This is a genomic window from Buchnera aphidicola (Pentalonia nigronervosa), assembly GCA_014622685.1.
Lineage (GTDB): Bacteria > Pseudomonadota > Gammaproteobacteria > Enterobacterales > Enterobacteriaceae > Buchnera > Buchnera aphidicola_BD.
The window spans coordinates 222,761-235,470 of sequence record CP061275.1; the positions used below are offsets into that span (position 1 = coordinate 222,761).

Here is a 12,710-nt window from a genome sequence, read left to right on the forward strand (position 1 = left end):
CACTATAATTTTAATATATTATAAGACAAATGCGATAATCGAGTACCTAAAATATTTAATACACTAATATATCCTATTCCTGAAACAATACAAATAAAACATAAGCGTATTATTTTACTAAAAACAGTTCCTATATTCCAAGACGGCATTATATATAACATTAAACATAAAATTAATGTCATTATCAATGTTGATAAAATTGTACGAAAAAAAAACATTATGTCGCTGTATTCAAAATTAATCACATTTTTTTCACGTAATTTTAAATATAAAAACAGACAATTGATCCAACTACACATACTAACAGACAAAGCAAGCCCTGTATGTTTGAAATAAAAAATAAAAATTGGATTTATTAATTGTCCTAATAACAAAGTTATAATTGAAATTTTTGTTGGAATACTAATTTCTTCATAAGCATAAAACGCTGAAGATAAAATTTTAACTAAAATAAACGATATTAAACCCAAGGAATATGATTCTAATATTTTTTTTGTCATTAAAACATCAAGTTCTGTGAATTTACCATATTGAAAAAGAATCATAATCAATGGTTTAGCAAGAAAAAATAATATAATCGAGCTTGGCAAAGCCAACATAAAACCAATTTTTAAACCCCAATTTAATGATTTCTTATATTCTGACATGATACCATTTTTATAACTTTTTGTTAAAGATGTAAATAAAATTGTACCTAAAGATACACCTAAAATACCTATTGGAAATTCTATTAATCGATCAGCATAATACATCCAAGATATTGTTCCTGGGCTTAATAATGAACCAAAAATAGTATTAATAACTAAAGACAATTGAGTCATAGACACATTTAAAATTAATGGTCCTATTTTTTTTAATATTTTTAGCAATCCTGGATTTGTCCAATACAAATTCGGCATAACCAATATATTTTTTTTATATAAAAATGGAAATTGATAAAAAAATTGTAAAATTCCTCCTATTATAACAGCCCAAACCAAACAAAAAATAGGGGGATTAAAAATAGAATTAAAAAACACAGAAAAAAAAATTATACTTAAATTTAAAAAAATTGGAGCACATGCAGACACAGAAAAATAATTCCAAGTATTTAAAATAGATGAAAAAAAAGAAGTTAAAGTAATTAAAATAACATAAGGAAAAATCATAATTAACAAATGTTCAGTCAATTTTGCTTTTTCAGAAAATGCAGTAAATCCTGGAGCAGTAATTAAAATTAAAGAATGTGAAAAATACATACCTAATACTGTAAAAACAGACAATACAAAAATAATTAAACCAAATACAGAAGAAATAAAATTCCTCATATAATATTTGTTATACAAAATTTTATATTCTATTAAAACAGGTATAAATACCTGCGAAAACGTTTCTTCAGAAAAAATGCGACGCAGTAAATTTGGAATTTTAAATGCTACAAAAAAAGCATCAGTAAACATAGACGTTCCAAATGTTTTAGCTATTAGAACATCACGAAAAAAACCTAATACACGAGATATCAAAGTTATTGAACCAACTGAAATTAAAGACTTTAAAAGATTCATTCCAAAATAACCTAAAACTTTAAAAAACATGAATTTTAAATAGTTAAAATACCAATTAAATTTATAAATAAAAAATGATTATTTTAAACATTATCTATGATAAAAATAACATATAATTAAATAAAGTTTTTAAATACTTAAATATTTCAATATATGTTAAAATTTATTAAACGTCTGTGAAAACATATTATTTTAATTCTATGTATCTTACAAAAAAATGTGAAAACATAAATGTATAAAAAATAACGATAATACAACCTGATGATTGGCACGTACATTTACGAAATGAAAAAATTCTTAAAAAGGTAATTAAATATACTGGAAAATTTTATAAGAGAGCAGTAATTATACCAAATCTTAAAAATCCTATTACAAATTGTTTAAAAGGTCTTGCTTATCGTAATAGAATTCTAAAATCTATGCCATTAAAAAAAAGATTTCAACCATTAATGACTTATTACCTAACTGATACTACAAATTTACAAGATCTAGAAAAAGGGTTTCAGCAAAAAATCTTTATCGCTGCAAAATGATATCCTCAGTATTCTACAACGAATTCAACAAGAGGTATAAAAATATTAGTTGTATTACTCATATTTTACAATGCATGGAAGCAATTGGTATGCCACTATTAATTCATGATGAAGACATGAATAAAAAAATCGATATTTATGATAGAAAAGCAAAATTTATTGAAAATATTTTGAATAATATACGTATACAATTTCCAAAATCAAAAATTGTTTTGGAACATGTGACTACTAAAGAATATGTTAAATATATCAGAAATAGCAATTCTTCTTATTTAGGAGGTACGATTACACCGCATCATTTAATATGTAATAGAAACAACATATTTTCAAAAGGTATTCAACCATATTTTTATTTGTTTACCGATTTTAAAAAAATACACATCAAAGAACATTAAAACACGCCATGCAAGTGGCGATAAGCATTTTTTTAGGAAGCGATACAGCACCACATTTTAACAAAGATACAATTAACACTCATGGTTGCGATGGTATCTTTAACACACCCTCTTCCTTTTTATCTTACGTAACTATTTTGGAAGAAATGAATACCTTAAAACATTTGCAATCTTTTTGTTCAGAAACGGTCCTAATTTTTATAATTTACCTATAAATCAAGAAACTATTACAATTATCAAAAAACCATATAAAATTTTAAAAAATTAAATTGAATAACGATGTAATTATTCCATGTTGAGAAGGAAAAATTAAATTGGTCGCTTGAAAGATAAAAATTAAACATTTTATACGTTATTCACATGCGTGCTTATTATTTTGTTAATTCGCCATGCGAATCATAAATAACTTCATTTTTATGAAAATCAAATAACTCTAAAAAACGCTGATTAAGATAAATTTTTTTATTCAAAAGCACTTTATTTTCTAAATTTAATTTTTTTAAATAACGACATTTAATAACGATGTTATCCCATTTATGTTTCAACCGATCAATACATAAATAAGGTGAAAAAACATTATATTTCTTTTCTAATAAACATCGCGTTTCACTTAATATATAAAACTCTTGAAATAATATTTTTTTTTTTTTATAACATGTAGAAGACTTTTGTCAAAATCTAAATGTAGCAATTTATTTTCTTGATGCAATATATCTTCTAACATAGACAGATGAAACATTATTTTTTCTAGTATTTTTATTATTTTTTTCATTTTATTATTAAAAATATAATTTTTATTATAATATATTTACATAAATATTTTTTTACAGCAATAAAAAATTTTTTAATTATTACAAATTAATAACCACTTCTCTATCTTTACTAACTACTCCATCAACAATTTTTCCGTTTTCTATTTTTACACGCACATTTTCATTGATAAAAGCATTATTTAACGATTTTCCTTGAGTAATAATTCGAAAATCAATACCATTAATGATTACAGCAACCTGTTGATTAGCATTTACTGACCAAAAAGGCCGCGTCATAAAAGATGTAATTGGCTGAAGTGGTAAAATATCACATGCACTAATACTATTAACAAGATCCTGTTTTTTTAAGTATACATGATGTGGCAACATATCTAAACGTCCGATCACACTTTTTAAGTCTGATTCTCGTATTTTTTGTCCCTTAGAAATTTTTTTGCTGGAAATGACATATTCTCTTTTCGTATGCAATTCAACTTTTAAATATTGTTTGTGTGTACCGCACATTGATAAAATATTAAATAAACTAAAATTATTCGAACTATTTATGATCGTAAAACGAGGTTTATTACAAGAGACATATTTTTTTAATGGTGTGTGTATAATTATATCAATATTGTTTTTATTTTTAGGATATTCGGTTTTAAAAAAAATATTCAATTGATCAATTAAACTAATTGCATGAACTTCTAAAGGTAAAAAAAACAAAAAAAAGTAAATCATGATTTTCATTAGTATTATTTTTTCCTTAATTTTAATTATTATAAAAATACATTTATAACGTTTTAAAACATTTGTATACACATTATGTCATCATTTCCTTGAAACAAAATATTGAATACAGGTATAATAAAACACATTTTATTTTTTTATGTCTATATACATTACATTTTTATCAACAAATGTATGTATAAATACTCGTCAAACCTGTATACGAAAAGAGAAAAAATAAAAAACTTATTTTGTCTGTATATTTTACCGTTAATTTCACAAGGATCGAATATGTTCACAAAAATTAACCATATGTTTGACTTTAATCAAAATATGTTAAATTTATATTCCAAGCAACAAGAAATATTAGCATCAAACATTGCTAACGTAGATACTCCAGGATACAACGCGATTGATATAAATTTTAAGGAAACGCTAAAAAACGTGATAAATCAAACAAGCAAAAATTACAAAAAAATAAATTTGCAACATACATCTTCTGGCCATTTAAATCCAAAAGTAAAAAATACATTTTTTTACAATATACAACCTGTTATTCAACAGCAGATCAAGTCTAATAGAAATACAGTAGATATGAACTATGAAAGAGTGAATTTTTTAAAAAACAGCTTAAAATATCAATCAATTTTAGTATTTATGAAAAATGATATCAAAAATATTCAACAGGTATTACAGGGATAAAAAATATGTCTTTTCTTAATGTATTAGATATCGCAAATTCAGCAATGATTGCACAATCAAAAAAAATAGAGGTAATTGCAAGCAATTTAGCTAACATGGATAGTTTTACTTATAAACATGGAAAGTTTTATCCATATATTGGAAAGAAAATAATTTTCCAGTTTGATCCTATTATAAATTCATATACCGGAGGAGTAAAAATATCACATGTTATTAACGATGACAACCCAATAAAAATATTTTATGATCCTAACAATCCAACAGCTGATAAACAAGGTTATGTTACGTCATCTAATGTTAATCCTATTTCTGAAATGGTAAACAACATATCAGCATCGAGAAATTATCAAGCAAATGTAGAAGTATTAAAAACTGCTAAAACAATGATCATGAAAACACTAACTATAAATGATTAAAGGAGATTAAAATGAGCATTATCGATGTCAACACACATGAACATAACAGTTTTATTGAAACAGTATATAACGATGCAAAAAAATATTCTACTTCATTGGATTTGCAAAAGAATTTTTTAAATTTATTAATTGCGCAAATTAAAAATCAAGATCCAACTGATCCCATTAAAAATACTGATCTTACATCTCAATTAGCTCAAATTAACTCAGCAATAGGAATCGACAAATTAAATAATGCAGTAAATAATGTTTCTAATCAAATTCAAAAAAATCGCAATGTTCAAGTATCCTCATTAATTGGACGTCGTGTTATGATACCGAGTACGCAAATGATACACACTCACGGTATTGAAACAAAATTTGGTATAGAACTAATCGGTTATGCGACAACCGTAAAAATACAAGTAAAAGATAATAATGGCAATATTGTACATTTACAAAATATTAAAAATGTACAACCAGGTGTACATATCTTTCAATGGGATGGAAAAAATCTAAATAATGAAGATACGTCAACAGGAAGATATAATGTTTTTGTTGAAGCGGCAAACAAAGAACAATTAGTTCCCGTTTCTATATTAAATGAAGCTTTAGTAAATAGCATTATTACAGTTTCCGGTGATCCTATAATTGATCTGGGTATTTTAGGGAATACAAAACTTTCGAAAATTCGCGCTATTTTAAAATAAAAAAACTAATTTACATAATTATATAATAAAAGAGATAAATTTATGTCAAGCACAGTCACCATCAATAGTTTACTTGTAAATGGTAATCATATGGACATTATATCTAATAATATCGCCAATGCTTCTACCATAGGATTTAAATCAAGTAGTCCTTGTTTTTATAATATTGCTGATCATTCTTTGTATTCTCATAATACATTTGGATCTGGAGTTGGTATATCTAGCATACTTCAAAATTTTAACAACGGAACGTTAATTGAAACTGGAGGAAATTTAGATTTAGGTATTACGAAAGATGGATTTTTTCGTATATTAGATTCTTTAGGTCATGTCTATTACGCAAGAAATGGTCAATTTTTTCTTGATAAAGATAAAAATATTATAAATGCACAAGGTATGTATTTAACTGGAATAAATACACCTTTTTTAGACTATGATCAACCCATATCTAAATTAGAACCGATTAATTTAAAGCATGCTGATATATTGCAGGCTAAACCAACATCTAAAATCATTTTAGCAGCAACATTAAATAGACATGCCAATCCAATTCAAAATGAAAATAATTCACATGAAAATTTGTCAAACGAAGAAAATTATCAAACACACATTTTCATTTTAAATAAACAAGGCAAGTCAGAAAAAATCAACATTTCTTTTAACCCAAGCGATAAGAATACATGGATCGTCAAAATAAAATCTAACGATTCATCTATCGACAGCAAAAACAACAATTTTCAAATAAATTTTAATAATGATGGTCAGTTAACTTCTAATGCTAACTTTAAGATTAATACTAAAGATCCAAAATATGATGAAAATCTCAGTCTTGATTTAACAGGCACTATTGAAGATATAAACATTCCAAGCTCTGCAATAAATTTTTCTCATAATGGATATCCAAAGGGCATTTTAAAAACATTTGATGTACTACCAAATGGGAAAATTCATGCAACATATTCTAATCAACAAGTAAAAAATATTGGCCAAATATTTTTATCAAAGTTTATTAATCCAGAAAAACTACAACCAGAAAGTGGTAATATGTGGTCTGCTACAGCAAACTCCGGAAAAGAAAAAATTGGAACAGCTGGACAAGATGATTTTGGAGTATTGACTAGTAAAACATTAGAATCTTCTAACGTAGATTTAAACAAAGAACTAATAAATATGATTGTAGCACAAAGAAATTATCAATCTAACGTACAAGCTTTTAAAGCCGAAGACAGAATTATTAACACATTAATAAATTTAAAATAATTTATTTGTTAAAAAGAAAAATTATCATGGAAAATGCCATAAATGACGCAATGATCACTGCTATACAATTATTGGACAAACAAGCTGTTATATCTAATAATTTAGCAAATATTTCCACTACCGGATTTAAAGAACAACTGAATTATATTATTAATAAAAATCATAATAATACAAATATGCTAGACAAAGAAAAAGTAAAGGAATACTATAATTTTTCTCAAGGTATATTAAACTATACTGAAAGAAATTTAGATTGTGTTGTACAAAATAATGGATGGTTAGTAGTAAAAGATTCTCACGGTCAAGAAGCATATACTAAAAATGGTCATATTAAAATTAATAAGTATGGCAAATTAACAATTCAAAATCACCCAATAGTCGGAAATAATTGTGATATCAGTATACCAAATGGTTCTAATATAAAAATTTCATCCACAGGAAAAATTATTTTAATCAATAAAACAACAAAAGATGTTAAAGATATTATAATTGGCGCATTAAAATTAGTACGTTGTTCTGACAATAACCTTTTAAAAAGAAAAAATGGATTGTTTTATTTCAACAAAAAAATAAAATCCTATAAACATAAAAATTTAAATCATGATAATAACATAAGAATAAAATCAGGAACATTAGAAAGTAGCAATGTTAACCCAACAAAAAATATGATTGATATGATATCCAATGCAAGACAATTTGACATTCAAATGAAAATTATTTCTATGTGTGATAAAAATATAGAATACGCAAATCAATTACTTAATGTTAACAGTCAATAATAAAGGGGATAAACATGATTCCATCCTTATGGATTTCTAAAACCGGTTTAGATGCACAACAAATTAATATGAATGTGATTTCTAATAATCTAGCTAATGTAAGTACAAATGGTTTTAAACGTTCAAGAGCCATTTTTGAAGATTTAATGTATCAAACTATGAGGCAAGCCGGTACAAATTCATCAATAGATACCATTCTTCCATCGGGATTACAGTTAGGAACAGGAGTTCGACCAGTAGCAACTGAACGTGTTCATAGTCAAGGAAATTTATTAAAAACAGATTCATCAAAAGATATAGCTATTGATGGACCAGGTTTTTTTCAAGTACAATTACCTGATGGAAACGTTGCCTATACAAGAGATGGGTCTTTTCAAATTAATCAAAACGGACAACTAGTAACCAGTAGTGGATTTCCTATTATGCCAGAAATGAATATTCCATCAAATTCTACAAATATTAATATTGCAAGAGATGGAGTGGTAACTGTATCTATTCAAGGTCAAACACAACCTATATCAGTAGGACAATTAAATTTGATTAGCTTTATAAATGATTCAGGATTAGAAAATATCGGAGAAAACCTATATCAAGAAACACCAGCGTCAGGCATGCCAATTGATACCTTCCCAGGTTTAAATGGAACAGGTTTGTTATACCAAGGATACGTTGAAACTTCTAATGTTAACGTTGCTGAAGAATTAGTAAATATGATCCAAACACAAAGAGCATATGAAATTAACAGTAAATCAATTAATACATCAGATCAAATGCTACAAAAATTATCTCAATTATAATTTTTTAAAATATTTTATATATTCAACATCCATTATTAAGGATAACTTTTTTGTGATAAAGTTATTTATTTGTAACATTAAGCGCTTATTTATTATTTTTTTCTTATTAAGCATGCAAAGTTGTTCTTCTATTGATCAAACATCTTTAATGCCTGACGTTATAGAAGATATACAATCTAATGCTGATAACAATACTATAAATTCTTCAATATTTCAAAACGCAAATTCTAAAAATTATAAATATCACTCTCTATTTGAAGATCATCATCCGCATACCATTGGCGATGTTATAACAATAGTTTTACAAGAAAATATAAACGCAAGCAACAGCTCTTTTTCTAATCATGCGCGCAACGGAAATTTAGATATAGGATTAGCAAACATTCCAAATCAAATGAATCCTATGACAGATTTTCATTTAAACACTAATAAAATGGGTTTATATGGAACGGGAAAAAATTTTTTTTCAGGAAAGGGAAATAATTCTGCTAAAAATAGTTTTACTGGAATTATCGCAGTAACTGTACAAAAAATCTTTCCCAACGGAAATTTAGGTGTAGTTGGTGATAAAAAAGTGTTTATTAATCATGAAACAGAATTTATTCGTTTTTCGGGAATAATTAATCCTGATAATATTAATAAAAATAACTTAATTTCATCTACGCAAATTGCTGATACTCATATTGAATATTTAAGTAATGGTGCTACTAACGACGCTAAAAATATGGGTTGGCTACAAAAACTATTTTTAAAATTTTCTCCTGTATAAATATTTTTAAAAAAATCAATTTTATTTACATACAATATCTTTAATTATTGTATTCCATCTCATAAAGAATATTATTTATTTTTTATGAGATAAAATAAAATTCTCATATAATAAAACAATTTTCTATGACTATAACATGTACTGAAGAATATAATTACATATTTTTACATTGCATTTTTTAAAAATGTTCAAAAAGGCGTTTTATGTATAAAATAACACTATTACTTAAGTCGATCATTTTCATATTTTTAATATTTTCGTTATCTGTACGTGCCGAAAAAATTCGTGATTTAACCAGTATTCAAGGAATTCGTGATAATCAACTTATTGGTTATGGATTAGTGGTAGGACTAGATGGAACCGGCGATCAATCGATACAAACACCTTTTACAAATCAAGCATTATATAACATGTTATCACAATTAGGCTTAACGCTTCCAACGAATAGTAACATGTATTTAAAAAATATTGCAACTGTGATAGTTACAGCTACGATTTCCCCATTTAGTCGTTCTGGTGAAAAAATAGACGTTACAGTATCTTCTGTAGGAAATGCTCAAAGTTTAAGAGGTGGAACACTATTAATGACACCTTTAAAGGGTGTTGATAATCAAATTTATGCCATTGCACAAGGTAATATATTAGTACCTGAAAAAAATAGTTTGCAACGAAATATTAATTTTATGAGATCTACTCAAATTAATTCTGGTAAAATTCACAGCGGAGCAATTATTGAACGAGAAATAAACAACAGTTTCGGAAAAAATAAAATTATCAATCTTCAGTTAAATGAAGAAGATTTTAGAACCGCACAACGCATTAGTGACATGATAAATAAGCATTATCCAGATACAGCAACACCGATTAATTCTAAAATTATACAAATTACTACTTCAAACAATAATAAAATTCAGGTACACATGTTGTCAAAAATTCAAGATATAGATATTTCTCTTCCGACACAAGAGGCAAAAGTTATATTAAATGCACGTACTGGTTCTATTGTTATTAATAAAGGAGTAAAATTAGGATCATGCGTTGTTTCAAACGGTAATACATCTATCATAGTATATAAAACAAACGATAAAATAAATAATTTAAATCTTGCAACTACATTTCCGAAATCAGGAAAAAAACAAGCATACCTAAAAAATACTATAAATAATAATTATATAAATGAATATTATAACAACATAAATCTGCACAATATTATTCGCGCGTTAAATTCGTTAGGCATAAAAACTAATGAATTAATGTCTATATTACAATCTATGAAAATGGCTGGTTGCTTACATGCTAAATTGGAGATTGTTTAATGAAAAATAATTTATTTTTCTTATCTAAAAATATATTTAATGATACAATTCAGTCAATGCACAAAATAAAATTTCAAACACATCATCATTCGAACAAGAATTATTTAAAAATTGCTCAGGAAGTAGAGTCTATATTTATTCAAATGTTATTAAAAAATATGAGAAATTCTTTATTAAAAAACGATTTGTTTGACAATAATCAAAGTAGATTATATACAGATGTATTTGATCAAAATCTATCTCAACAAATTGCTAGTAAAGGATTAGGATTACAAAATGCTATTCTTGCACAATTAGAATTTAATCCAATGCTAGAAAATAACAAAACGTGATTTATGCGTCTTATAGTAATATATGATTATTAAACATATTTTATAAACAGGAAAAAACATGACCTCTATATTAAATACAGCAATGACTAGTATAAACACAATAAAAACTATCATTGATCAAACTATTAATAAAACCAATGATCGCAAGTCAAATAATCCTACAACAGATATATCGATAAAAAATACAAAGCAAGATGAAAGTTTAAATACTGCAATAAAAGTTCGAGAAATATATGAAGATTATAATACATTTATTAATGAAGAAAAAAGAAAGACTAGCGCACAAGTTGTAGGTGAACAAACAACAATTGATCAATTATTAAAATTAGACGATTTATTTTGCGAAAAATCTAATATTTTTAATGATTTGATTCGTATTTTATATGATAAAATAGAAAACGATATCACTGAAAATGATATAAATGCTGATAACATCAGTATGAAAAATCAGCTAAAAGAAATTATATTTTCTTTAAAAGATTTTGATATAAGATTACAAAATTTTGAAAAAGATATTAAAGAATCTGTTATTAAAATTGTTACAAGGGCAAATTTTTTAATTGATCAAATACGAGATATAAATATTGATATACATTATTCTCCGAGTGTACAATTATCTAATATTTTAATTGAAAAAAGAGATGAACTAGTTGATGAATTAAACGATTTAATTGGTGTAAAAGTTGTTCAAACACATGATAGTTATAAATTGTATTTAAATAACGGCTTATGCATTATAGATAATGATAAAAAACAAAATTTGATTTCTCTTACTTCACGATCAGATGATCAATATATTAATGTCGGTTATTTTGACAGTCTTGAAAATAAAGTTAAAAAAATAGAATATACGATTCCTAATGGTTCTCTAGGAGCTCTTTTAAGATTCCGTCGAGAAGAATTAAACAATGCAAAAAATAAGTTAGGACAGTTAACAATCAATTTTACTGATAGTATTAATGGATATCATAATTTAGGTTATAATGCATTCGGCAATACCGGAAAACAGGTTTTTTATATTTTTAATCCAGAAATTATTGCCAGTTCCACTAATCAATCTTCTCCATCACTGTCCGCAAACTGGCTTGTTACTAGCAGCGCTAAAGATAGTGATTACATTCTCTATTTTAAAGATAATACATGGAAAATCACAAGATTATCCGATCATGCCATACTTCGCCCTGATATATATCAAGACAGCAAATACGCGTTTATGATGTTTGATGGAATTGTGTTTCAATCACATGGTGCTGTTGCTGATGGTGATATTTACATGATTAAACCATTTTCAAAAACATTAAAATATTTAGAATTGTCAAACAATCAAGATAGTGATTTATTAAAAATTGCATCACAAGACGATGACGACCAAATAAGTGAAAATGAAGCTAGAATCATAGCACATTTAAATCACGGTGTGTTAATTAATGATGAAGGAACTATTCAACAAGCATATAAAAAATTTCATAAATCCATACTTGATAAATCTAATGCCATTGAAGAAAAATTACCTTTTAAAAAAAATATGATTGAAATATTGCGAAATAAAAAAATATCTATGTCTGATAGCATTGAGAAAAACTATCAAGATGTGAATTATCAACAAGAATGCTATCTTGCGAGCGTTAAGGTATTACAAGTAGCAGAAAAAATTTTTAATGAAATTGTTGAATGTTATAGCTAATTTTCTCAATAAC

13 protein-coding genes and 1 pseudogene are annotated in these 12,710 nt (G+C 25.9%); 11 read left to right on the plus strand and 3 right to left on the minus strand.

Annotated elements, in window-relative coordinates; all coding sequences use genetic code 11:
- Positions 1-2 precede the first annotated feature (2 nt).
- Positions 3-1,544 (minus strand): murein biosynthesis integral membrane protein MurJ, encoded by a 1,542-nt coding sequence (murJ, locus tag ICW73_00925; GenBank protein ID QNS02095.1) that lies wholly within the window; start codon positions 1,542-1,544, stop codon positions 3-5.
- 242 nt (positions 1,545-1,786) lie between these two features.
- On the opposite strand from murJ, the pseudogene pyrC reads away from it, so the two are divergent.
- Positions 1,787-2,805, plus strand: a pseudogene (pyrC, locus tag ICW73_00930) (dihydroorotase).
- Positions 2,806-2,843: 38 nt separating this feature from the next.
- Here pyrC and ICW73_00935 read toward each other — a convergent pair.
- Complete coding sequence (locus tag ICW73_00935; GenBank protein QNS02013.1) at positions 2,844-3,017, minus strand: hypothetical protein; 174 nt, start codon at positions 3,015-3,017, stop codon at positions 2,844-2,846.
- 306 nt (positions 3,018-3,323) lie between these two features.
- Positions 3,324-3,974 carry a flagellar basal body P-ring formation protein FlgA gene (flgA, locus tag ICW73_00940; GenBank protein ID QNS02014.1) on the minus strand — a complete coding sequence of 217 codons (651 nt, stop codon included), beginning with the start codon at positions 3,972-3,974 and terminating at the stop codon, positions 3,324-3,326.
- 270 nt (positions 3,975-4,244) lie between these two features.
- Between flgA and flgB the strand changes: the two genes are divergently transcribed.
- The 10 genes from flgB to ICW73_00990 all read left to right on the plus strand — a co-directional run bounded on the left by flgB (position 4,245) and on the right by ICW73_00990 (position 12,697).
- The gene (flgB, locus tag ICW73_00945) at positions 4,245-4,655 is read left to right on the plus strand and encodes a flagellar basal body rod protein FlgB (protein ID QNS02015.1); all 411 of its coding nucleotides are present in this window, start codon (positions 4,245-4,247) and stop codon (positions 4,653-4,655) included.
- A 5-nt stretch (positions 4,656-4,660) separates the two neighbouring features.
- Positions 4,661-5,071 (plus strand): flagellar basal body rod protein FlgC, encoded by a 411-nt coding sequence (gene flgC / locus ICW73_00950; protein ID QNS02016.1) that lies wholly within the window; start codon positions 4,661-4,663, stop codon positions 5,069-5,071.
- 11 nt (positions 5,072-5,082) lie between these two features.
- Entirely contained in the window at positions 5,083-5,760 is a 678-nt protein-coding gene (locus tag ICW73_00955) for a flagellar biosynthesis protein FlgD (GenBank protein QNS02017.1), read from the plus strand.
- A 42-nt stretch (positions 5,761-5,802) separates the two neighbouring features.
- Complete coding sequence (locus ICW73_00960) at positions 5,803-7,020, plus strand: flagellar hook protein FlgE (GenBank protein QNS02018.1); 1,218 nt, start codon at positions 5,803-5,805, stop codon at positions 7,018-7,020.
- Between the two features lie 26 nt (positions 7,021-7,046).
- Positions 7,047-7,799 carry a flagellar basal-body rod protein FlgF gene (flgF, locus tag ICW73_00965; protein ID QNS02019.1) on the plus strand — a complete coding sequence of 251 codons (753 nt, stop codon included), beginning with the start codon at positions 7,047-7,049 and terminating at the stop codon, positions 7,797-7,799.
- Between the two features lie 14 nt (positions 7,800-7,813).
- Positions 7,814-8,596 (plus strand): flagellar basal-body rod protein FlgG, encoded by a 783-nt coding sequence (gene flgG / locus ICW73_00970; protein QNS02020.1) that lies wholly within the window; start codon positions 7,814-7,816, stop codon positions 8,594-8,596.
- A gap of 52 nt (positions 8,597-8,648) precedes the next feature.
- Complete coding sequence (locus tag ICW73_00975; protein QNS02021.1) at positions 8,649-9,365, plus strand: flagellar basal body L-ring protein FlgH; 717 nt, start codon at positions 8,649-8,651, stop codon at positions 9,363-9,365.
- Between the two features lie 203 nt (positions 9,366-9,568).
- The gene (locus ICW73_00980; protein QNS02022.1) at positions 9,569-10,681 is read left to right on the plus strand and encodes a flagellar basal body P-ring protein FlgI; all 1,113 of its coding nucleotides are present in this window, start codon (positions 9,569-9,571) and stop codon (positions 10,679-10,681) included.
- Positions 10,681-11,013, plus strand: a complete 333-nt coding sequence (locus tag ICW73_00985) for a rod-binding protein (GenBank protein QNS02023.1) — start codon at positions 10,681-10,683, stop codon at positions 11,011-11,013. Before ICW73_00980 ends, ICW73_00985 begins: the two co-directional genes overlap by 1 nt.
- Positions 11,014-11,071: 58 nt before the next feature.
- Positions 11,072-12,697 carry a flagellar hook protein gene (locus ICW73_00990; protein ID QNS02024.1) on the plus strand — a complete coding sequence of 542 codons (1,626 nt, stop codon included), beginning with the start codon at positions 11,072-11,074 and terminating at the stop codon, positions 12,695-12,697.
- Positions 12,698-12,710: the final 13 nt, after the last annotated feature.

What these genes read in the sequence shown, in the direction of transcription:
- murJ (QNS02095.1), bottom strand. Translation starts at nt 1,544, where the DNA reads ATGAATCTTTTAAAGTCTTTAATTTCAGTTGGTTCAATAACTTTGATA.
- flgA (QNS02014.1), bottom strand. Translation starts at nt 3,974, where the DNA reads ATGAAAATCATGATTTACTTTTTTTTGTTTTTTTTACCTTTAGAAGTT.
- flgB (QNS02015.1), top strand. Translation starts at nt 4,245, where the DNA reads ATGTTCACAAAAATTAACCATATGTTTGACTTTAATCAAAATATGTTA.
- flgC (QNS02016.1), top strand. Translation starts at nt 4,661, where the DNA reads ATGTCTTTTCTTAATGTATTAGATATCGCAAATTCAGCAATGATTGCA.
- ICW73_00955 (QNS02017.1), top strand. Translation starts at nt 5,083, where the DNA reads ATGAGCATTATCGATGTCAACACACATGAACATAACAGTTTTATTGAA.
- ICW73_00960 (QNS02018.1), top strand. Translation starts at nt 5,803, where the DNA reads ATGTCAAGCACAGTCACCATCAATAGTTTACTTGTAAATGGTAATCAT.
- flgF (QNS02019.1), top strand. Translation starts at nt 7,047, where the DNA reads ATGGAAAATGCCATAAATGACGCAATGATCACTGCTATACAATTATTG.
- flgG (QNS02020.1), top strand. Translation starts at nt 7,814, where the DNA reads ATGATTCCATCCTTATGGATTTCTAAAACCGGTTTAGATGCACAACAA.
- ICW73_00980 (QNS02022.1), top strand. Translation starts at nt 9,569, where the DNA reads ATGTATAAAATAACACTATTACTTAAGTCGATCATTTTCATATTTTTA.
- ICW73_00985 (QNS02023.1), top strand. Translation starts at nt 10,681, where the DNA reads ATGAAAAATAATTTATTTTTCTTATCTAAAAATATATTTAATGATACA.
- ICW73_00990 (QNS02024.1), top strand. Translation starts at nt 11,072, where the DNA reads ATGACCTCTATATTAAATACAGCAATGACTAGTATAAACACAATAAAA.